The organism is Dyadobacter linearis, from assembly GCF_907165045.1.
Taxonomy (GTDB): domain Bacteria; phylum Bacteroidota; class Bacteroidia; order Cytophagales; family Spirosomataceae; genus Dyadobacter; species Dyadobacter linearis.
The window spans coordinates 762,982-787,066 of record NZ_CAJRAU010000002.1; the positions used below are offsets into that span (position 1 = coordinate 762,982).

A 24,085-nucleotide genomic window follows, 5' to 3' on the forward strand; every position below is an offset into this window, starting at 1 on the left:
ATTTGATATACTATCTATCGTTATTTTAATACATTTGGGCTTCGTCCACATTAACTTATTCAGCAAATGAAGTTTGAAACCTTGCAACTCCATGCCGGTCAGGAGCCCGACCCGGTAACCAATTCCCGCGCAGTTCCCCTTTATCAAACCACTTCGTACGTATTCAATAATGCCGAACATGCGTCTAACCTGTTCGCATTGAAGGAGTTTGGAAATATTTACACCCGGATCATGAATCCGACCAGCGACGTTTTCGAAAAGCGTGTTGCTGCGCTGGAAGGCGGCGTGGCGGCATTAGCTACTGCTTCCGGACATTCCGCCCAGTTCATTGCGATCAATAATATCACAACTGTCGGCGATAATTTTGTGACCACTTCCTTCTTGTACGGTGGGTCTTACAACCAGTTCAAAAATTCGTTTAAGAACATTGGCGTTGAGGCGCGCTTTGCAGATGGCGACAGTGTCAGTAGCTTTGAGGCGCTGATCGACGACAAAACGAAGTTTATCTACCTGGAAACGATCGGTAACCCCAGTTACAGCGTTCCCGACTTTGAAGCTTTCGCAGCACTTGCCAATAAATATGATCTCCCGTTGATCGTAGACAATACTTTTGGTGCGGCCGGGGCAATTTGCCAGCCTATTAAATACGGTGCACACATCGTTGTACAATCAGCTACAAAATGGATCGGCGGTCACGGAACTTCTATTGGCGGTGTCATCGTAGATGCGGGTACTTACAACTGGGGCAATGGGAAATTTCCGCAATTCACAGAACCATCGCCAAGCTATCATGGACTCGTGATGAACGACGTTTTCGGCATTGGCGGCCCATTTGGCAATATTCAATTTATCATCCGCGCGCGCGTGGAAGGACTGCGTGATTGGGGCCCTTCCCTATCTCCTTTCAACTCGTTTCTCTTCCTGCAAGGTTTGGAAACGCTGACACTCCGGGTAGAACGCATCGCTGAAAACGCGCTTAAACTGGCGCAGTGGCTGGAAAATCATCCGGCAGTGGAAAGCGTAAACTACATTGGATTGGAAGGTAACAGATACCACACGCTCGCGAAAAAGTACCTGACCAGGGGCTTTGGCGGCGTTTTATCTTTTGCCTTGAAAGGAGAAAAGCAAACTGCTGAAAAATTTGTAGACAATCTCAAATTGATCAGTAACGTAGCAAACGTAGGTGACGTGAAAACGCTGATCATTCACCCCGCTTCTACCACGCATTCCCAGCTTTCTGAACTGGAACAAACATCGGCAGGCGTACTGCCCACGATGCTCCGCATTTCCGTTGGTATCGAACATATCGACGACATTATAGGCGATATAGAGCAGTCTATCAGTCAGTTATAAAAACGAAAACCCAGAGCGAACATTCCGCTCTGGGTTTTTTCTTACCGGTCAGGAGGTTTTATTTATTGATCCCTTCCAGCGCAAACATGAATGCATATTCGGTCGCGATCTCTTTCAGGTAATCAAACCTGCCGGAAGCCCCGCCGTGACCCGCTTCCATATTCGTCTTCAAAAGCAGTACATTCTTATCCGTTTTATGCGTTCTCAACCGCGCTACCCATTTGGCCGGCTCGAAATATTGTACCTGACTATCGTGCAATCCCGTCATCACGAGCATATTCGGATACGCTTTTTTAGCAACATTATCGTAAGGTGAATACGATTTCATGTAGTTGTAAGATTCCTTATTTTTTGGATTACCCCACTCATCAAATTCATTGGTAGTCAGCGGAATACTCTCGTCCAGCATGGTCGTAACCACATCCACAAACGGCACGACTGCAACGATTCCATTCCAGAGGTCGGGGCGCAGATTGGCAACAGCGCCCATCAGTAAACCACCCGCACTGCCGCCCATTGCGTACAAATGAGACGTGGAAGTGTAGTTTTCTTTGACCAGATGTTCCGCGCAATCGATGAAATCGTTGAACGTATTTTTCTTCTTGAACATTTTTCCGTCTTCATACCACTGCCTGCCCATTTCCTGCCCGCCGCGAATATGTGCGATCGCAAATACAAAACCGCGATTAAGCAAACTCAACCTGGTACTGCTGAAACTCGGGTCCGTGCTGTAACCGTAAGAACCATACGCATACAATAGAAGTGGCGACTCGGGGCTCCGGCCGGTTGTTTTTTTGTAAACAAGTGAAATCGGTACCTGTACTCCGTCCCGCGCAGTCGCATAAAGCCGCTCTGTTACGTACTCCGTCGGATCGTAGCCGCCCACAACCTCCTGGCGCTTTTTCAGCTCCTTTTTCTTCGATTCCATATTGTAATCGTAGACAGAATTCGGCGTTGTCAGCGAAGTATAGTTGTAGCGAAGGTTATCGGTATCATATTCAGGATTGCCCGAAGGATGCGCCATGTAAGCCGCCTCGCCGAAATCCACATAATGCTCTGCATTGGTTTTTGTGTTCCGGATCCGGATTTGCAACAAACCTTTCTTCCGCTCACTCACTACCAGGAAGTTCTTAAAAACCTCGATTCCTTCCAGCAAAACGTCTTTTCTTGTCGCTATCACCTCTTTCCAGTTCTCAACGCCCGTTTTATTTACCGGCGTTTCCATCAATTTGAAGTTCAGCGCATCCTTGTTGGTAACGATCAGGAATTTGTCTTCGTGGTGGTCAATATCGTAGATCACGTCCTTCATGCGCGGCTGGAATACGGCAAATTCTCCCTCAGGCTTGTCTGCATCCAATATCCTGTATTCCGACGACATCGTCGCGGAAGATGCGATCACAATGTATTTTTCCGATTTGGTCTTGCCGACACCTATATAATTGCTCTTATCGTTTTCCGCGTACACAACCGGATCTTTTTTCGAATCCGTTCCGATCGTATGCCGCTTGATTTTCTCGCTGAGCAGCGTCTTTGCATTCTTGGAAGTGTAAAAGAGTGTTTTGTTGTCATTCCCCCACTCATAGCCCGGATCAGTACGATACACCGCGTCACTCAAAAGCTCGCCACTTTCCAGATCCTTTATTTTCATGATATATTCCCTGCGGGAAACGGTATCGACGCCGTATGCCAGCAGCTTGTTGTCCGGACTAATACTAAATCCATCCGCCGAATAATAAGTATGTCCTTCGGCCATTTGGTCTATGTCGAGCAGGATTTCTTCTTTCGCTTCCAGCGTCGCTTTTTTCCGGCAATACTTGAAATACTGTTTGCCTTCCTCGCTCCGTGTGTAGTACCAATATCCGTTGTTGAACACTGGAACAGACTCGTCCTTTTCTTTAATGCGGCCCTTCATTTCTGCAAACAGATCCTTCTGTAACTGGTCAGTTCCTCCAAGGAGTTTGGCGGTATATTCGTTCTCAGCTTTGAGGTATTCGACTACCTTGTTGCTGTCCGGGCCTTTGCTGAAAAAGTCGGCCATCCAATAATATTCGTCATTCCTTTTGTCGCCATGCATTCCGGTTTCATGGTCTTTTTTCTCTGCTACGGGAGGCGTCGCTTCCGGCCATTGATATGCTTCTCTTTCCAACTTTCGATTCTGATTACATGAAAAAACGATAACAGCTAAAATCGGTAAAATAATTCTCATTGGCGTTATAATATTAAATGGTTTTAATGTATAATACTTTTATAATGTATAGATTTAACTATATGTTGATAGTAATTGATTAATATTAAGTTAATTGGACATTTAAAATTATCAAATAGTTTTAAAAGTATATTAAGTATTAAATACGCAAAACTAATATTAGCGAATTAAAAGACTATAAATGTTATACTTATTATACATTAAATATATTTGAATTATATAAAAAGTATGATAAGTTATTTATTTAAGATATTAATTTACAATACATAACTTATATCACTTATTGAAAGAACTAAAACGCTACTTGCTTCGTGCTGAGCAATCTACAAAAATCCGTTGGTAATCGGCTTCAGTCTTTTTACATACATTATATTTGAGTTCTGTAACCAGTCTTACCTCATGGATAAACCCATTCACAAGCTTTTCCTCCTCGACGCGATGGCGTTGATCTACCGCGCACACTTCGCTTTTATCAAGGCGCCGAGGATAACTTCGAGAGGCTTGAATACCAGCGCCGTGTTTGGTTTCACCAATACGCTGCTGGAAGTTTTGCAAAAAGAAAAGCCAACACACATCGGCGTCGCCTTCGATACAGCCGCTCCTACCTTCCGCCACGTACAGTTTGAAGCGTACAAAGCGCAACGTCAGGAACAGCCCGAGGATATTACCGTCGCAATTCCGCTCGTCAAAAGGTTGCTGCGCGCTATGTGCATTCCCATACTCGAACTCGACGGTTACGAGGCCGATGACATTATTGGTACCATTGCCAAGGAAGCTTCCAATGCCGGATTCGAGGTATACATGATGACGCCTGACAAGGATTACGGCCAGCTTGTGGAGCAGCATGTACATATTTATAAACCTGCGTTTTTGGGAAAAGGTGCAGAGGTATTGGGCGTAGATGAGATCCTGGCCCGCTGGCAGATCAAGCGGATTGATCAGGTGATTGATATCCTCGGACTCATGGGCGACGCGGTCGACAATATCCCGGGCGTTCCGGGTGTAGGTGAAAAAACAGCCCAGAAACTCATTGAAGAATACGGCACGATTGAAAACCTGATCACCCACGCCGACGAGATCAAAGGCAAGCTAGGCGAAAAGATCAGGGATAATTTTGATAAAGCAATCCTGAGCAAACAGCTGGCGACTATCGACATTAAAGTACCCGTCCCATTCGACGCCGAGGACCTGACCATTTGTCCGGCGAATGCGGATCAGATCGTCGAGCTGTTTGACGAACTTGAATTCAAGACATTAAAACAGCGTGTACTCGGAGTTGGCCAGCCAATACAAACCACGCAGGTATCCCGGCCGGCCGCCAAGCCACAAAAGGCCCAGCTCGACCTGTTTGGTAATCCGACGGAAGAAGTAGGTAAGCAGCCTGCGATCCTGAGCGAAAGCATCGCCGACGACGACGCGCCGGAACAAGCTTACGAAGACCTGCGAATTCCGACCACGCGGCGAACGATCGACAATACATTTCACCGGTACCATACCGTGGATACGCCGGAATTAATGACAAGTCTGGCCTATTACCTGGGTTTGCAGGACGCTTTTTGCTTTGATACAGAAACCACTTCCCTCGACGCGGTTGACGCTGAACTGGTGGGACTTTCTTTCTCATATCTGGCGGGTGAGGCTTTTTATATCCCGGTTCCCGCCGATCGCGAGCAGGCGCAGGAAATTGTGGAGCATTTCAGGGAAGTTTTTGAAAACGAATCCATTGAAAAGATCGGGCAGAATATCAAATATGACCTGCTGATACTGAAAAATTACGGTATCGAAGTAAAAGGAAAACTGAGCGACACGATGCTCGCCCACTATATCCTCGAACCCGATAAACGGCACGGAATGGATATTCTGGCAGCTTCCTACCTCAACTACGACCCGGTTTCGATCACTTCGCTGATTGGCAAAAAGGGCGTAAAGCAGGGTACCATGCGCGATGTTGCTATCCCCGAAATCACGCAATATGCCGGCGAGGATGCCGACATTACTTTGCAGCTCAATACGATCTTCGCCAGGGAATTACCCAAGGTAGGCGCATCGAAACTGTATTATGATGTAGAGATGCCGCTTTTGAAAGTGCTCGCGTCCATGGAGAATACAGGCGTGCGGCTGGATATTCATGCATTGAAAGAAATGTCAGCGGTACTGGAAACGGACCTGCGTATCACCGAATCTGAAATTTACGAAGCGGCCGGCCAGTCATTCAATATCAGCTCACCGAAGCAACTTGGGGAGGTTTTATTTGAAAAAATGAAACTGATCGAAAAGCCGAAAAAGACGAAGACAGGGCAATATGCGACAGGCGAAGATATTCTTTCAGACCTGGAAAACAATCACATGATCGCACGCAAGATCCTGGATTACCGTGAATTGCAAAAACTGAAATCAACTTATGTAGACGCGTTGCCGCTGTTGGTCAGCAAAAAGAGCGGGCGTATCCATACGTCTTACAATCAGGCTGTTGCGGCAACGGGAAGACTTAGTTCAACCAATCCTAACCTGCAAAATATTCCGATTCGCACGCCGCGGGGGCGCGAGATCAGGAAAGCATTTGTGCCGGATAACGACGATTTCCAGATACTTTCCGCCGATTATTCGCAGATCGAACTTCGTATTATGGCCGCATTCAGTCAGGATGCGAGTATGACCGAGGCATTTAATCAGGGAAGGGATATTCACGCCACCACAGCCAGCAAGGTATTCAGCGTGCCGCTTGAAGAAGTTACTTCCGATATGCGGAGGAAATCCAAGATGGTGAATTTTGGTATCATCTACGGCATTTCCGCGTTCGGTCTGGCGCAGCGGCTGGGTATTCCGCGCGGCGAGGCGAGTGAAATTATCAGGGCCTATTTTGAGGAATTTCCTGCGGTAAAAGGTTACATGGACCGCGTCGTGAACGATGCACGCGAAAAGAAATACGTCGAGACCATTTTGGGCAGAAGACGGTACCTGCCGGATATTACCTCAGGAAACCAAACCAACCGGGGATATGCCGAACGAAACGCGATTAATGCGCCGATCCAGGGTTCGGCGGCAGATATGATCAAAGTGGCGATGATCAATATCCACGATTTTATGCAAAAGGAAAAGCTGAAATCGCGCATGATCCTGCAAGTGCATGATGAACTTGTATTTGACGTGCACCGGGATGAGATCGACTTCTTGAAAGAGCGGGTAGATGATCTGATGCGGAATGCGATTCCGATGGCCGTGCGCATGGAAACGGGCATTGGTGTGGGAGCCAACTGGCTGGAAGCGCATTGAGCTGCATTAAAACAAGAACGGAGCGAGAATATCGCTCCGTTCTTGTTTATTACTTCTAACCCCGACTTACTTCGAAAGCCAGATCAGATCGTTGATATCATCTTTTCCCGAAAACTGACTTTGAATTGCTGCTTTATAGTTCGTCTCATTCGTAGTCCTTTCCGTCAGCGGATATTGCCACCTTACGGCGATCCTGCCTGAATTTCCCGTTCCCACGCCGGTCATAAACTTAGGAAATCCGGTCCTGCGGTAATTGAAATACGCTTCCATTCCCGAATTCATGAAAAACGCCAGGTATTTCTGCGTAACGATTTGTTCCAGACCGGCTACTGAATTGCCCGCATACTTAACAAGCGGCTGCGCGTAATACGCGTCGAAATCGAAATTAATGGTATAGTTGACAAAGTCTGTCGCTGCCCGGCCGCCCGTTTTGGAATAGGTCATAGTCAGCGCGCCCGTTTTTACACCATAAAATTCCTGCGAAGCTTTGATACCTTTTTTGTACCAATCTTCTGCACTGCCGGTTGCCCAGCCGCGGTTGATACCCTCGGCAATATTAAAGCACATTTCAGGATAGCCGACGATGAACGTATTCTCGCCAGTATAGTTGGAATAGTACCGCGACCGGCTTTGGAAAGAATACTCTCCCGGAGCAAACCCGGCTCCATTGTTCTTCCCGGCCTTGTTGGACATATCCGAAAGATCTTCGCCGGAACTAGCTGCCACAAATGCTGTAAAGTCCGACGGCTGCTTGCCTGCTTTCAGCTGAGAACCCGCCGGCTCGGTAGTAACCATTACCCGCGGATCTTTGCGGGCAGTGAGCAACCCCACGTAAGTCTGCGCCATATTCTGTCTGGTCGCGTCGAAACCAAAATTGTCAGGATTGGAAGGATATTTGTTGAAATTATTAAACTTAAATTCCAGATTATCAGCCATTCCGTCCATTAAAGGGTATTTAGTCGGATTGGCGAGCATTTCTGAAAACCGGGCTTTTACATTCATTCCCGCTTCGTTTTCCTTTTTGCTTAAACGGATCAATATGCGGAGTTTGAGACCGTTTACCACTTTCTGCCACTTTTTCAGATCTTCTCCCAGGTAAAAATCACCCGTTACCTTCGTGTCGCCCGCTGCGATCAGCGCAGTCATATCCGCATTCGATTGATCAAGCCACGTCAGGATCTGCATGTACACATCCTTTTGCGAGTCGTATTTGGGAGCTACCTCTTCCAGGCCGAGCAGTGCCTGGCTCATCGGCAGGTCACCGGCCCTTACCGACATCTGATCGAAGAAAAAGGCACGGAAAAATTTGCCTAGTGCTGAATATACATTCACATCAGCAGCACCGGCCCGCTTGGCCTCTTCTTCCATTTTGATCACGTTTTTCAACGTAGGGTAATGGTCTTCAAAGGCTGACCACTGATATTCGTTATTTCCGTAGTAATTGTAATTGATCGCGTAAAACTGGTTCCAACGCATTTCGTCGCTGAAAGGTGTGCCCGTTTTGCTGTACATATCCATTTCAATACCCTTCAAAACGAGAGAGGCCGGGGCAGTAACGGGACGGTTTGGATCTTTTTCCAGGTCCTCAAAGCTCCGCTCGCAACCTGAAAGCATCAGGGCAAAAACAGTGCTGAATCCTATGAGTTTATAATTGAATTTCATTGTTTTCAAGATTTTTGATGACAGATTAAACTAAGCGGCTGATCAGAAAGTAAGGCTAACATTTACCCCATAGCGGCGCACCGAAGGAGTTTGTAGGTCGGAGCTGCCGCCAGATACGAACTGGTTAAGGTCGATATCTTTTTTCTCAGCGAAATACAGCAGGTTACGGCCAACCAGGGAAACCGACGCATTGCGGATGAACTTGCTTCTTGTCAGCCAGGTTTGTGGCAAAGTATAACCGATAACTACCTCACGAAGCATTCCGAACGAGCGGCTCATCAGGTTGCCTTCGTCGCTATTGTAATAGCGGCTTACCCAGTCCTGAACATTCTGAGCGGTCGCATTTTGTTTGAAACGCAGTTCGGAAAGGTTTGTGATCTTGCCGTCAGCGTCGAAATTCAATGCAGTTCCACCCTCAACCTGAACACCAGGACCTACGTAGGTTTTGTTTTCTGTATTGTTCTTGAAAGCCTGATAATCCGTCTCTCTGGAAGCGCCCAGCTGACCTTGTACCAGCTCGATATGGCGACCGCCGCGGAAAGTCTGCTTTTGAATGTAATTAGAGATCACACCGCCAAAACGACCGTCAAACTGGAAGCTGAAATTGACGTTTTTGTAGTTGAATTTATTATTGATACCCAATACAAACTTAGGATTCACGTAGCCAAGGAACTGGTTGACAGGTGAATATACCGGCCGGCCTGAGTCGTCATTAATGATCTGACCATCAGCAGTTTTGGCAAATGCGCGACCGTAGTATTTATCCATTCTGTCGCCCACGCGAAAGAAGGTATTCAATGCATCCTGACCAGGGTAAATCTCTGTCAAAACTTCCTTGAAAGTAGAGTAATTAGCCACTACATCCCAGTTGAAACCATTCTCAGTCTTGATCGGAGAACCCGTTAGAGAAGCTTCCCAGCCGGTTTTCTTGGTTTCAATACCATTTACCAGCGCCGAGCTATATCCGCTTGTGCTTGATACCGGAAGTGCAAAGATCCTAGGACCGTCGTTTGACACAAAATACGCTACGTCAAGTCCCAGCCTGTTTTTCATCACGCGCAGGTCGACACCAACTTCCGTTTGTGACGAAGTGTTGGGAACGAGCGCCGGGTTATTCAGCTGGTTGGTAAAATAGGCCGCAGGTGTATTATTGTAGGCAAATGGCGTTGAATAAACCGCCGCATTCTGATAGGAAGGTCCGTCGTAAGGTGAAAAATACTGGTCACCATATTCAAGCGGGTTGGAACCTGTCGGGTTGGTACCGATCGTCGACATGGTCAAACCATCCTTCACATTGGCATAAGAACCGCGCAGTTTCAGAAAGGAAATGACTTCCGGCAGCGCTACGTAATCCGAAATGACCGTCGATAATGCCACTGAGGGATAGAAGAATGCATTGTTGCCTTTTGGAAGCGTGGAAAGCTTGTCCATCCGGCCCGTCGTCGAAACTGTGAAATAGTCTTTGTAAGTAAAATCCGCAGAATAATAAGCCGAAGCTACCCGCATTGCTGAATTGAAATTGGCACTTTTCACCGGGTTTGCCGAGTTATTGAAGTTGTACAATCCCGGTACGTTCAGATAGTCAGTAGATCCGTAAGCCGCATTGTATTCAAAACTTCTGATATTCCCTCCTGCCCAGATCTTCGCATTTAGGCCCGGCAAAACGTCTTTATCAAACTTAACGAGCACATCCGTATTGTTTTCAAACAAATTCCGGCGGTCTTCCCGGTAATCGCCCCGCCTCTCGTCACGACCATAAGCGCCGGCGGAGTAAGGCATTTTTTCATTTCTGAACAAACTCCACGTCGTGATCTGTGAGCGCAATGTAGCTTCCAGGAAGTCGGTGAACTGATAGGTCATTCCCACCTGACCGATGATATCCGATTTCTGGTGACCTCTCAGCCACTCGTAGCTCATGAAATACGGGTTATTGTAACGCTGGTATTCGGCGTAGATCTGTTGCAGACCTTCTTTGCCCGGCTGCCAGTAATTGCGCATCTGATCCACATCCCAGTCGGCTCCTGCCCACAGTACAATGTTGTAAATGATGGAGTTAGGTCCGTAATTAACATCCGGAATATTCGGCGTATACTGACGGTTGTATTGCAGCGAAGAGTTGAATTTCAGTTTTTTCGAGAAATTATAGTCCGCTACCATATTGAAGTTCGTGATATTCAGCTTGGTATTCGGCACAATTCCCTTCTGATGCGTATGCGAGGTCGAAAAGCGAAGATTATATTTCTCGCCTGACGCTGACACCGAAATGTTGTTTGTCGAAAGCAAGCCCGGGCGCAGGAAGCGCGTTAAGTTGTCTTTTCCGCGTGCTACCCACGGAGTTCCCTGGCGCTGGCCCGTAACCGGATCCACCGGACTATCGTATTGCGGAATAAGTTGTCCTTCAAATTTAGGTCCCCAGCCACCGTCATAATCTCCGTCGTTCAATCCACCGCCTTTTCCGTCACCGAATGCATAGCGGCCGTGATCGCCCGGGCCGTACAGATCCTGCACTTTTGGAATAGCATAAAATCCATTGTCAACCATTGTGGAGGAATTGAAATCCACAGAAAAGCCTCTCTTATCCTTTGTACCGCGTTTTGTAGTGATCAGGATCGCGCCGTTTTTTCCGCGAAAACCGTACAATGCTGATGCAGATGCACCTTTCAGAACGGAATAAGTATCAATATCATCAGGACTCACATTCCAGGTATCCGAATTGACCGGCACGCCGTCCACAACGAAAAGAACGTCTGAATTCCCTCTCAGCTGAATGTTCGGTCTGCGGAGTAATTCCGATTGAATACCCACCGTCAAGCCTGCTACCTTACCTGCCAGCGCATTGATCGCATTCGGCTCGCGAGCTTTTACCACCGAATTTCCGTCAACCGTCTGAATAGCTACCCCGATTCTCCTGACGTCTTTTTTGATACCCAAAGCAGTGATTACCACCTCGGTAAGCTGACGCTGGTCGGCCGCCATTGCAATGTCAATATTACTGCGCCCATCAACGCTAATTTCCTGAGAAGCAAATCCTAAGAAAGAGAATGAAAGCTTTGGCGCATCGCCGCGCACTTCGATTTTGTAGTTTCCTTCCGAGTCCGTAATGGTACCGGTCGTAGTTCCTTTCAGCACAATGCTGACACCGGGAACGGGCGTATTATCCTCTTTGGCAGTTACCTTTCCGGTAACTTCTGTCTGGGCGCTCACTACCTGGGACAGCAGCGAGAAAGCCACCAGGAAAATGGCTTGCCTGCTTCGCCCAAGGAGCCCAAGCCGCAAGTGAGAGTAGAGTTGTTTAATCATCTGAGCAGTCGTTTAGTTGTTTTTATTTAGAAAAAGATGGTGGTGCTGAGACCGTTATTTCCAAATACAAACTTCCGGCTTTGAGGACTGATTTGTGTTAAGTATTTATTAACATACTATCAACAAATCAGGTATAGCAGCACAAACCCTGCCCAGACGAAACCGCTCCCCAGTCGGTTTATTCACCAGCATTACACTATTACGAAAGTTTAATGAGAGGCGCTACTCGCAGACAAATATTCAATGCAGCTAAACTTTCAGCAGGAACTAATTCGTCAAATATTCAACGATCCGTTACTTTTTGTGTAGAGCGACGTCTCAATGGTAATTGAGACCACCTAAAACCAAAAAATATGTTTACCAAAAGGGAACACGAGGTCCTGATGCTTATCGGGAAAGGATACAACTCCGCAGTGATCGCTGAAAAGTTGTTTATCAGTCTAGAAACGATCCGAAAACACCGGGCGAACATCAACAAAAAGCTCCGGCAGCTTGGCGCGGAAGATGTAAAACTCAATGTATTTGCGATCCGCTACGCCAATTTGAACAGGAGTACTACGTAAAAAATACTCCTTTTTGGGGTATTGTATCCTGTTTAAAAGGCATTTAGCTTTGAGCACATTCTAACTTTCTATACACTATCATGAAAGATGCCCTGAATTTCACACTATTAGCATCCACACTGGTTTTCACATTATTCTCTTGTGACAAAACGAGCAATGAACCAAAGCAAAATCCGGTTTTGCTCGAAAACGCAGAGCAGATTGCACACGATACAAAAGGATTTTATATCCCGACTTGTGATATTAAAGTGACCAAGGATACTGAAAACGACCAGAAACGGCTCCACCTCATTTTGAATAACAGCAAGCTTAAACCTTACATGATCAATATATTTTTGCAAGAAGAAAACTGGCAGAATTTGGATATTGAGTCGGGTTCTTTTGAACTACTATTTGTAAAGCAGGCGCTGATTTTGCGAAATCCTATATCGGACAAACGCTATACTTTCACAGTAAAGAATGAGGCATATAGTGCATTGGAAGCATCGCTACCCGAAGGTTATCTCTCAAAATCAGAGATTGAAGCGATTGGTATCGCCGTCTATGGGCAGCCTTTGCAACAAACCAAAAATTGATCCGCACATCGTGCCAAATGCTATTTTCCGGCGTAAAAATAAATCCTAATATTTCCGGGTATATTAGTAGAAAAATTTGCGAACTTCGCTTTTTAATTGTAAACAATACACTTAATAAAGCCGATGCACCATTTTTTCCGGAAAGTCTCCCTCCTATTGCTCGCTTGTCCCGCGGTAGTCTGGGGCCAGTCGGGCAAGGGAAATTACTCACCCCTACCCTTAAAAGACCTCACTTCATTTGAGAAAAGTAGCCCTAACTGGACCATTCAGGGAAATATCGCCATTCATCCTGCCGGACTTACCAAAGTCAAAACCCAGTCCGGCGAGGGAATTTTGGTTGGAAATCCTGGCGCAGCTATCGCCACCAAATTAAAAGCCAGCGACCTCCGCTTTTATGCAGAATTCAATTTATCCCCCGGCGCGGAAGGGTTTTTGATATTACCGGGCGGTCAGAAAGTGCGGATCTCCGACAGCAGCAAGCTGAAAGGTGAAAGTACACTCACTTCGGGCTACGTAGGCCAGTTTCCAACCCAGAACGCAGCCAAAGCGCCGGGCCTCTGGCAGACCATCGAGCTGTCCTATGATGCAGCTATTCCAGCATTGCCTGGTTCAGCTCGGTTGAATACCTTGTCGCTAAATGGTGTGACGGTATTGGAAACCATCTACCTGCCAAGCTCCAAACCGGCTGCCGACGGTCAGCCGCTTTCGCTGGAAGTAACAAAAGGCACCATCGCATTCCGCAATATCGGTTACCAGTTGCTGGCAAGCCGCAAACCGCTGACGTTGACTGGCCTCAATTATAAAGTCTATTCCGACAAATGGGATAGCAAAACGTACAGCAAACTCGACCACGAAGGCACTGGCACTACCCTCACACAGGAAGTAACCAACGGAATGCGCGAATTTCACCTCGTTTACGAAGGCGAAATGGACGTAACAGAAGCCGGCGACTACATTTTTACAACGATCTACTCAGGTCCGATGTTCGACCTTGACATTGATGGTAAAAGCATTATCGCAACAGGTGAAGCGACTTCGCAGGAATCGCATCAAGGCACTGCGAATCTGACTCAGGGAAAACATAAGTTCAAAATACATTATTCGCGGTTTCCGTGGCGGCAGCCTGCTTTGGGTTTGCGTGTTGAAAAAGCAGGCATTCGTCCGTACGATCTGCATACGCTTTCATCACTTCCGGAACCTGAACCGAAACCATACATCAGCGTAAATCCTGATATGCGCCCGGAAATGGTACGCTCTTTCGTTTTGATCGACGGTGAAAAATCCAAACGCACACATTGTATATCGGTAGGTAGTGCTGACGGATGGAACTATACGATTGACCTTAACCGCGGCGCGTTGATCCAGGCCTGGAAAGGACAATTTGCTGACGTAACAGAAATGTGGTACGAGCGTGGCGAGCCGCAATTATTGTTCCCCGCTGGTTTGAAAGTGCACGTTTCGGGCAGAAGCAGCCTTGCAGCCCTGGAAACAAACGCCACTGCCTGGCCGGATTCATCGAATATCAATTTCCTTGGCTACAATATCAATCCACAGGGCTACCCGGTTTTTCGCTACGCATTGGGCGCTGCTACTGTAACTGACCAGCTGGTTTCCGGCGGGAATACATTGTCGCGTACGTTTGAGGTGCAGGGAAAATCAGACAAGCCGCTTTTTGCATTGCTGGCAAGTGGTAAGCAGGTCGTGGAGATCGAAAAAGGACTTTACCAGATCGACGATAAGTATTATGTGCAGACAGACAAGAAATCAAAGCCGCTGATCCGGCCGGCTGGCGAGGTACAGGAGCTGATATTACCTGTATCAGCGACCACCAGCTATTCCATGTTTTGGTAAAATCAATCCAACCGCATTCTTTTTAAATGAAAAATATACTTTTAACAACACTGATTTCCTTCGGCTGCCTGAGCGCGTATTCGCAATCAAAGCCAAATAAGGAAGACGATTTTTACCGCATTGTTACCATACCCATTCCCGAAAACATTAAAATGGAAGTGGGCGGCATGCAGGTGCTCCCCGATGGGCGACTGGCTACTTCTACACGCCGCGGGGAAGTGTGGATGATAGGTAACCCCTATTTGAAAGGCGACGGAAAACCTTCTTTCCATAAGTTTGCAACGGGTCTCCACGAGCCGCTTGGACTGTTGTACAGGGGCAAAGATTTTCTGATTTCCCAACGTGGAGAAGTAACACGGCTGGCAGATACCGACAATGATGGAATAGCCGATGTGTACGATTCTTTCGCAAAATGGCCGCTTTCAGGTAATTACCACCAGTATTCGTACGGGCCGGTGGCCATGCCAAACGGAGAACTTCTGGTAACGCTCAACCTCGACTGGGTAGGCCGCGGCGCAAGTGGTTCCAAATGGAGGGGCTGGATGCTGAAACTGGGAGAAGACGGAAAACTGACGCCCTATGCGACGGGACTTCGCTCGCCTTCGGGTTTTGGTTCTTATAAAGGAGATATTTTTTATACTGAAAACCAGGGCGACTGGGTCGGCTCAGGCCGCATGACGCATCTTGAAAAAGGCGATTTCGCAGGTAACCCTGCTGGATTGAAATGGGGCAAGGAAGAAGGTTCACCGGTTAAGATCACAGCTGCCGAGGTTCCTAATACCGGCGAGCCACTTTATGATGTTGCCAAAAAAGTGCCCGGGATCAAGCCGCCGGCGGTTTGGTTTCCTCATACACTGGTCGGAATTTCTACTTCCGATTTCAAAGAAGACGTTACTAATGGCGCATTCGGGCCGTTTGCGGGACAAATGTTCGTAGGTGATCAGGGACATAGTATTATCACCCGGGTTGATCTCGAAAAAGTGAATGGCGTGTGGCAGGGAACCGTTTTTCCCTTCCGAGAAGGTTTTATGTCGGGTATTCTGAGAATGGAATGGGGACTGGACGGTTCAATGTTTGTAGGACAAACGAGCCGCGGCTGGTCTGCTACCGGTAAATCGGAGTTCGGTATTCAGCGACTCGTCTGGACGGGAAAAATGCCTTTTGAAATGAAAACGGTACGCTCTACGCCGGACGGGTTCGAGATCACATTCACCAGCCCGATAGACAAGGCGGCCGCTGCGAGCCAGGATGCGTATAAGCTCAACAGTTTTACTTACAAATATCACTCAACCTACGGCAGCCCGATTATCAATACGCAGGAAGTGCCGCTGAAAGGTATTATCGTGTCCGAGGACGGAATGCGCGTGAGGCTGGTCGTTGATCCTGCTACACTACGGAAGGGTTATATTCATGAGATCAAGGCGGATGGTGTGAAAGGTGCGGACGGAAATGCATTGCTGCATACCACCGGATACTATACCCTCAACGAAATCGCGGCGGGAAATCCTGCCAGCAGCGCGCAGTTTACAACTACTGTAAAAGTCACTCCGGTTGACCACAGTGCGCACAATATGCCTGCGGCTGAAACCAATGCGGCCAACACTGCTGCTTCTGCAAAAAGAGTGACTGAAATGCCGGCCAGCTGGACAAAAGGACCAGATCAGACCATCACGATCGGAACTGTGCCGGGCCTGAAATTCGATATTTCTGAAATACAGGTGAAAGCTGGTTCACGCGTGCGCATTGTCTTCAACAACAACGATGATATGCTGCATAACCTGGTGATTACCAAGCCGGGAACTGCCAATGCAGTTGGTGAAGCAGGGCTTAACCTTGGTTTGGAAGGTTCAGAAATGAATTACGTTCCGAAGACAAACGACGTTCTGTTTCACAGCAATATCGTTGAGCCGGAGAAGTCAGAATCCATCTTTTTTGTCGCGCCGAAACAGGCGGGCACCTACCAATACGTTTGCACCTTCCCCGGGCATTATACCATGATGCAGGGTAAAATGAAGGTAGTCAAATAACACCCGAAATCTTCCGCAGGATCTGGTAATCAGAGGGTTCTGCGGAAGTAATTTTCTTTTATTTTTCAGAATGATTGAATAGGTTGATACAAGGAGATTAAAATTTTGCCCCGCTTTCAGTAGCATGATTCTTTGAATAAATTAAACAAACCCCACAAAAACTGAGATTTGAGCAAAGAAGAAAGCAAATATTATCCCTCCGACCTGAGCGTTCGCCTCTGGCAAAAATTCAAAGCCGGCGACTCTGAGGCTATGGGAAAACTTGCCCAGATCCACTACCGGTCACTTTATAACTACGCCACCAAATTCTCCTCTGATCCCGATTTCATCCGGGACGCTATTCAGGAACTTTACATGGATTTGTGGGAACGCAGGTCGTTTTTAAATGAGACTGCATTTGTTAAATCCTACCTGCTCAAAGCGCTGAGGCACAGACTTATCAAGGAAAGTGTTCGGCTGAAAAGATTCCAGCAACCGGAATCTGCTTTTTTTGACGGAAATGAATCCGATCCTTCCGTGGAAGTCCATATTATTGAAGATGAACACAATAGACACCAGCAGGGGCGATTAAAACAGATCATCTCACTCCTCTCTAAAAGACAACAGGAAATCATTTACCTGCGCTTTTACCAAAACCTCGACCACGAAGATATTTCAAATGTAATGGGACTTGGCCGGCAAAGTGTCGCCAATCTGCTCTATCGTACATTAAAAGAGATCAAGGAAATCTGGACTCCCGCCGAGTTTTTCTGGCTGGTTATGCTGGGTTTTTGGTACTTTAAGACCGGCGCCTGATCCCTTCCCGCCCTAATTTTATCATTATTTCAAATTTATTTTGATTTTTTTGGTTATAAACTGCCGAAAAGCTGACATACCTATTTAAAAGGCATTTTCCTCGTCAGCCAGTTATGATAACAACTTTTACGCGATGATTAATTACCGGTCGCTTTCGGTGGAGGAACTTGCCACAGACGAAATGTTCCGTCGCTGGGTCCTGGAACCTACGCCTGAAATTTCGTTTTTCTGGAACCGCTGGACGGACGAAAATCCGGATAAGGTCCCAATGGTCAATCTGGCCAGGGAACTTGTGCTTTCGGTGCACAGCATTTACAGCGACGACCTTACGGACGAAATGCTGCATCAGGAGATTGCAGAGATCACCCGCATGGCAGAAGAAAGAAAATACAATCGCCGCCTGCGTTCTTTCCTGCCGGCGATTTGGAAAGCGGCTGCGGCGATCGTGCTAATCTCTGGTCTCGGGGTACTTTATTTTACTTCAAAACAATCCGAAGAACAGCCTGCCAGCAGCGCAAATGCTATTAATATTAAGTCTGAGCTGGAAATACGTACCAATACCACGCAGCAGGAAATGACGATTCTGCTTAGCGACAATAGCGTGGCTACCCTGGCGAAGGGAAGCAGTATCAGCTACCCGAAAACTTTCGCTGAAAACGAAAGGCGCGTCTATCTGAAAGGCGAGGCGTTTTTTGACGTAAGCAAAAATGAAAACAAGCCATTTCTCGTGTACACGAATGAAACAGTGACGAAAGTGCTCGGTACAAGTTTTCGCGTGAAAGCGTTTGACGATGAGAATACGGTGCTGGTGGCTGTGAAAACCGGCCGCGTCTCCGTATTTCCGAAAACCGAATATGAACACACCGAGGAAAAACGCGCCCCGCAATCAGGCGTAATCCTGAGTCCCAACGAGCAGGCGGTTTTTAACCGAAAAGAAAACCGGCTGGAAAGAGGCAATGTGCAAAGTCCCGAAATCCTAGTCGAGTCGATTGTACAGCGCAACCAGGTATTCGATGATAAGCCTGTCGCGGAGGTTTTGAATACGCTGCAAAAGATATATGGCATTCAGATTCAATATAATGCAGACTTGCTGGCGCAATGCAGGATTAGTGCGCAGTTCGACGATGAAACCCTGAAACAACGGATGAACGCAATATGCCAGGCAATCGGAGCTTCTTACGAAATGATGGATGGAGAAGTAGTGATCAGTTCAAGAGGTTGTAATTAAGCCAAATAGCAGACCCAATACCCCAGTTTTTCCCGACAATTCATTCATAACAATAGTCCGCGTGTGCCTATGAGAATATAGCTATGCCATCTCATTTTTAAATCAGAACAAAACTTTTAAAACATGAAAAAACACCGATACCAGATAAGGCTGATTTACAGCGCTTTCAGAATGTCATTTTACCAACTAATAATTGCCTTCATCTTCGCCAACATTTCCCTGGCGGGCCCGGTTGGCGCACAGGATATTCTAAATCAGCGTATTACGATCCAGGTTACGAATCAGGATATGAAGTCTGTTCTGACCAGGCTAAATAAGCTGACGCAAGTGAAATTTACCTACAATTCGTCGCTGATCAGAACGCAGCAGAAGGTTTCCATTAATGCAGTTGAAAAGCCGCTGGCAGATGTGCTGAACGAGCTTTTCAAACCGATCAATATAACCTATAAGATTGATGGTAAGCAGGTTATACTGATCAAAAACGAACCTGATCAGGGTATTAATCTGATTGATATCCGAAATCCATCCAATATCGACCGCACGATCACTGGTAAGGTCCTGGACGAAAAAGGCCAGCCGTTGCCGGGGGTTAGTATTGTGGTAAAAGGACTCAAAACCGGTACTTCAACCAATACGGAAGGTAGTTTCGAAATCGGCGTACCCGATGCGGGCGGCGCACTCATACTATCTTATGTGGGTTACACAGTTCAGGAAGTGGCGCTCGGCAGTCAGTCTGTGTACGAAGTAACCATGCAGCCGGACGTGCGGAACCTGGAAATGGTAGTCGTCACTGCCCTGGGTATTAAAAAGGATGCCAAAAAGCTGGGTTATTCAACCGCGACTATTAATACAGAGGAACTTACCACGAACAGAACGACTAATTTAGGAAACAGTTTGCAGGGAAAAGTAGCAGGTTTGAATGTAACTCCACCAGCGAGCGGCCCAGGCGGATCGACCAAGATCCGTATCCGCGGCCAGTCTTCATTTGGCGGCAACAACTCGCCCCTAATCATTGTAAACGGCGTTCCGATCAATAATAGCAGCGTTTCAGCGGGTGGATCGAATGGAAATGGCACAGGTAACCCTACCGGCGGCTCGTCGGATGCAGGCGACGGGTTGCAGAGTATTAATCAGGATGATATTGAGTCGATGACGGTCCTGAAAGGTGCGGCTGCGGCGGCCCTATATGGTTTTCGGGCGAAAGATGGGGCGATTATTATCACGACCAAAAGCGGAAGCCGGACTACCGGTATCGGCGTGGAGGTCAACTCCAATTTCCAGGCTCAGGAAGCGCTCGATTATACCGATTTTCAATATGAATATGGCCAGGGAGAATTTGGGAAACGGCCAACCAACGTTGCGGAGGCACAAAGTTCTGGTGTTTTTGCTTTTGGTGAAAAATTCGATAATGCCCCTACCCCGCAGTTTGACGGGAGTATCCAGCCTTATTCACCTCACAAAGACCGCATTAAAAAGTTTTACCGCACAGGTACCAGCTTCACCAATTCCATTGCGCTTTCGGGTGGAAATGAGAAGGGAAATTTCAGGCTTTCGTTTGCCAATACCGACGCGAATGCGATCATGCCGAATTCTGATTACCACAAAAGAATCTTTAACCTCGGCCTGAACTACAAGTTCTCTAAAAAACTATCTGCACAGGTTAATGCTAACTATTCAAACGAATACAACAAAAACCCGCCGCAGATCGGTATCCAGGATATGAATGCCAATACGACCATCTACACGCTGGCAACGAGTATCGATACGGACTGGCTCAAAAACCGCAAAGATGCAAATGGTAACGAAATGCCGCTGGCTCGATTTACGAACCGAAATAACCCCTATTGGGTCGCCTACGACCGTTTCGAGAACGTGCGCCGCGACCGGATTTTCGGAAATACGTCGGTACGTTATGATTTTACAGACTGGCTTTTCGTTCAGGGCCGCATTGGTCAGGATTACTTCACGCGTCCGTATAACTATAACCGTCCTACCGGTACCCGCTCTATCAGCGCTGTGACAACAGGTTTCAACGGATATTACTACCAGGATGTATCCACTTTCCGCGAGCGTAACCTGGATGTTCTGATTGGTGCCAACCGCAGTTTTAGTGATTTTGGGATAGATATTACATTGGGTGGCAACCAGATGCTGCAGGTAAGTGACAACGTGTCCACGGCTGTGACCAACTTCTATGTTCGCGATCTGTATACCATTGCAAACGGGCAAGTGAAGACGCCGAATTACGGGTACAGCAAAAAGAAAGTAAACTCGATTTACGGTGCGGCCGAAATCTCCTACAAAGGCTTCCTCTTTGTGAACGTAACTGGTAGGAATGACTGGTTCTCGACCTTAAATCCGCAGTCCAACAGCTATTTGTACCCATCGGTGAGCGGTAGCTTTGTATTCAGTCAGGCATTTGCAAATGCACCCAACTGGCTTAACTATGGTAAACTTCGCGCAGCTTACGCCGAAGTAGGTGGTGATACGGATCCCTATTCCAATAATCTCTATTACGGTATCAATGCAAATCCATTTAACGGAACTGCATTGGGGAACCTGCCTTCGACCGTCAGCCCGAATGCGAACCTGAGACCATTGAAAGTAAAAGAAACAGAAGTTGGTCTTGAAATAAAAACCTTTGACAGTCGCCTGAACCTTGACATTTCCTTATACCGCAAAAATACGATCGACGAGATTCTCAACGTGGATATTTCCAATGCTTCCGGTTTCAGCCAGACCAAGGTCAACGTTGGTAAGCTGCGTAACAAGGGGGTTGAATTTCTGTTGACTATCGTACCAACCAGAACAGACGGATTTACCTGGGAAACCAGCTTCAACGGAAGCTACAACATCAGCAAGGTAATCGAACTGGCACCAGGGCCGCCGCCACAACCGCGGTTTGATGTGGGTACAGGCGAGTTTTTCGGTATTGTTTCGCATGAAGTCGGCAAACCGCTTGCTTCGCTGCGCGGATTTGACTACAAAAAAGATGCGCAGGGCCGGATCGTTACTTCGGGAGGTTTGCCTCAGCAAGGTGAGCTCAAAACCTTTGGCAGTGCGATCCCCAAATGGGTTGGTGCATGGGTAAACTCCTTTAACGTGAGAGGAATACGCATCGGCACTCAGATCGATTTCAAGGCTGGAAATAAGATCCTCTCCAATTCTAACCTGAACTTCCTTCGGGAAGGATTGTCCAAAACTTCTCTGGTGGGTCGTGAAGGTGGCGTATTGCTGGAAGGCGTGAAAGCCGATGGGTCTGCCAATGATACCAGGGTGGAAGCGGAACAGTTTTACACCGCATACCGCAGCACCAACCTGGCTTCGCCTTTTGTTTACAATGGCGCTTTTGTAAGGTGGAGAACCATTTCGATCGGATATGATCTCTCCCGGTTCCTAAGAGAAAAAACCTTTATCAAGGGTCTGACCATTTCCGCCATGTGTAATAATGTGCTGATGATCAAAAAATACATCGATAACCTTGACCCGGAAGCACAGGTATCCGCATCGGACAACCTGCAAGGCATCGAAACCCACACCCTTCCAACGACAAGGAGTTATGGGATTAATTTGAATTTGAAGCTATAATAAGGGAGGAAAGGGAGGAAAGGGAGGAAGGGAGGAAGGGAGAATACTCATTTAATTATTCAATCATTCAATCATTCATCGCACCGGCGACCCGGTCATTCAACATTAGATATGAAAAGAACACTTATATACATTTCGGCGGTTTTGCTTTTGGCGGGGGTTAGTTCCTGCGACGAGGGTTTTGAAGATGTTAATAAAAATCCGGTACAGGCCACCAGCATTGATCCGATCTATCTTTTCTCCAATGCGGAGTTCTCTTCGGCCATTGCGACACAGCATTATCAGATGCAGATCGTCCAGCAGATTAATACGCCTTTTACGGGTGTAGTTGAAGGTGGAAACCACAATGTTGTGACGGATCCTAATTCCAATGCCAATTTCAATTCACTGTACCTGCAAAACGGACCGGTAAATGTGCTCACTACTGTGATCGCACAGACCAAAGACAATGCAGACCGATCCAATCTGTATAACATGTCGCGGATCTGGAAGGCATATGTATTTATGGTTTTGGTAGATACCTATGGCGATGTGCCTTACTTCCAGGCCGGAAAAGCATTTCTGGAAGGTATTTATTTGCCCAAATACGATGACCAGAAGCTGATTTACGATGATATCCTCAAAGAACTGGTTGAAGGAACCAAAGGATTGGACGCATCGAAAGCGATCGAGAGCGGTGACCTGTTTTTCAAAGGAAATATCGCGCAATGGAAAAAGCTGGGCAATTCACTCTTGCTGCGCGCTGCCATGCGTTACTCGAAAATTGATCAGGCGAAAGCAAAACAGTATGTTGCGATTGCAGTTGACGCGGCGAATGGGGGCCTCCAAAGTAGCAATGCCGACAATGCATTTATCGCATTTAACAGCACATTCAATCACCCCCTTGCCGGTTATTTCCAGGGAACAGAACGCGGCAACGTTTATATGGGCAAAGCGTTTATTGATTATCTGAAAACCACTGCTGATCCGCGCCTGAAAGTAATTGCTGTGAAGTATGAAGCGCCGGGAAATCCGCTCGCCACAGTGGGTGCCGAGGACACAAACCCCGCCAATCAGGAGGGAATGCCTTATGGCTATAACGAGTCAACCATCACTGCTATACCTGGCTTTCCAGGTAAAATTGGTTCTGCTTTCAAATATTCGCAAATCAATCGCAGAACAGTTGGGAAGATCGATGCGCCGGAATTTTTTATCACTTATTCCCAAACTTCTTTGCTGCTGGCAGAGGCTGTGCAGCGCGGCTGGGCAACCGGCGATGTAAAAGCACTGTACGAGGCCGGTGTGAAAGCACATATGGCGCAAATGACCACTTACGATGTTTCTGCCGCCATTCCCGAGGCAACGCAAACCGCCTACCTGGCTACAAACCCGTTTGTTGCTGCAAAAGCACTGGAACAGATCAATAACCAATACTGGGTATCCTCCTTCCTGAACGGTTCGGAAGCCTGGGCAAACTTCCGAAGAAGCGGATTTCCGGTGCTGCCTGTCAACAATTATCCGGGGAAAGATCCTTCCGTTAAAGATTTTATCAAAAGGCTGGTTTACCCGGTCCGCGAAAGATCTGTGAACGAAGCCAACTATAAAGAAGCAATAGCAAGAATGGGCCCTGATGAGCTCGGAACGCCTATTTTTTGGGACAAATAAGCATTACTAACCCTTAATTT

Annotated in this window: 13 protein-coding genes; 10 read left to right on the top strand and 3 right to left on the bottom strand. The window is 47.2% G+C overall.

The features are described 5' to 3' along the window. The first annotated feature begins 66 nt into the window (after positions 1 to 66). Positions 67 to 1,353 (top strand): O-acetylhomoserine aminocarboxypropyltransferase/cysteine synthase family protein, encoded by a 1,287-nt coding sequence (locus tag KOD92_RS09220; RefSeq protein WP_215233247.1) that lies wholly within the window; start codon positions 67 to 69, stop codon positions 1,351 to 1,353. A 58-nt stretch (positions 1,354 to 1,411) separates the two neighbouring features. Here the strand turns inward: KOD92_RS09220 and KOD92_RS09225 are convergent, their stop codons facing one another. Further along, a complete protein-coding gene (locus KOD92_RS09225; RefSeq protein WP_215233248.1) occupies positions 1,412 to 3,559 on the bottom strand; it encodes a S9 family peptidase in 2,148 nt (715 codons plus the stop codon). A 399-nt stretch (positions 3,560 to 3,958) separates the two neighbouring features. Here KOD92_RS09225 and polA point away from each other — a divergent pair, with 399 nt between their 5' ends. Next, positions 3,959 to 6,832, top strand: coding sequence for a DNA polymerase I (gene polA, locus KOD92_RS09230; protein ID WP_215233249.1), 2,874 nt, complete (start codon positions 3,959 to 3,961; stop codon positions 6,830 to 6,832). Positions 6,833 to 6,898: 66 nt separating this feature from the next. Here the strand turns inward: polA and KOD92_RS09235 are convergent, their stop codons facing one another. Further along, positions 6,899 to 8,494: a SusD/RagB family nutrient-binding outer membrane lipoprotein gene (locus KOD92_RS09235; RefSeq protein WP_215233250.1), complete on the bottom strand. Its 1,596-nt coding sequence runs from the start codon at positions 8,492 to 8,494 to the stop codon at positions 6,899 to 6,901. Between the two features lie 42 nt (positions 8,495 to 8,536). Beyond that, positions 8,537 to 11,794, bottom strand: coding sequence for a SusC/RagA family TonB-linked outer membrane protein (locus tag KOD92_RS09240; protein ID WP_215233251.1), 3,258 nt, complete (start codon positions 11,792 to 11,794; stop codon positions 8,537 to 8,539). Between the two features lie 353 nt (positions 11,795 to 12,147). Here KOD92_RS09240 and KOD92_RS09245 point away from each other — a divergent pair, with 353 nt between their 5' ends. The 8 genes from KOD92_RS09245 to KOD92_RS09280 all read left to right on the top strand — a co-directional run bounded on the left by KOD92_RS09245 (position 12,148) and on the right by KOD92_RS09280 (position 24,065). Then, complete coding sequence (locus KOD92_RS09245) at positions 12,148 to 12,357, top strand: response regulator transcription factor (protein WP_215233252.1); 210 nt, start codon at positions 12,148 to 12,150, stop codon at positions 12,355 to 12,357. Positions 12,358 to 12,437: 80 nt separating this feature from the next. Continuing rightward, on the top strand, positions 12,438 to 12,932 hold the full coding sequence (locus KOD92_RS09250) for a hypothetical protein (protein WP_215233253.1): 495 nt from the start codon (positions 12,438 to 12,440) through the stop codon (positions 12,930 to 12,932). A 123-nt stretch (positions 12,933 to 13,055) separates the two neighbouring features. Next, positions 13,056 to 14,783 carry a family 16 glycoside hydrolase gene (locus KOD92_RS09255; RefSeq protein WP_215233254.1) on the top strand — a complete coding sequence of 576 codons (1,728 nt, stop codon included), beginning with the start codon at positions 13,056 to 13,058 and terminating at the stop codon, positions 14,781 to 14,783. Between the two features lie 26 nt (positions 14,784 to 14,809). Further along, complete coding sequence (locus KOD92_RS09260) at positions 14,810 to 16,810, top strand: plastocyanin/azurin family copper-binding protein (protein WP_215233255.1); 2,001 nt, start codon at positions 14,810 to 14,812, stop codon at positions 16,808 to 16,810. A gap of 168 nt (positions 16,811 to 16,978) precedes the next feature. Then, positions 16,979 to 17,605, top strand: coding sequence for an RNA polymerase sigma factor (locus KOD92_RS09265; protein WP_215233256.1), 627 nt, complete (start codon positions 16,979 to 16,981; stop codon positions 17,603 to 17,605). A gap of 133 nt (positions 17,606 to 17,738) precedes the next feature. After that, positions 17,739 to 18,833, top strand: a complete 1,095-nt coding sequence (locus KOD92_RS09270) for a FecR family protein (RefSeq protein ID WP_215233257.1) — start codon at positions 17,739 to 17,741, stop codon at positions 18,831 to 18,833. Between the two features lie 123 nt (positions 18,834 to 18,956). Then, the gene (locus KOD92_RS09275; protein ID WP_229254607.1) at positions 18,957 to 22,421 is read left to right on the top strand and encodes a SusC/RagA family TonB-linked outer membrane protein; all 3,465 of its coding nucleotides are present in this window, start codon (positions 18,957 to 18,959) and stop codon (positions 22,419 to 22,421) included. 111 nt (positions 22,422 to 22,532) lie between these two features. After that, positions 22,533 to 24,065 carry a SusD/RagB family nutrient-binding outer membrane lipoprotein gene (locus KOD92_RS09280; RefSeq protein WP_215233258.1) on the top strand — a complete coding sequence of 511 codons (1,533 nt, stop codon included), beginning with the start codon at positions 22,533 to 22,535 and terminating at the stop codon, positions 24,063 to 24,065. Positions 24,066 to 24,085 lie beyond the last annotated feature (20 nt).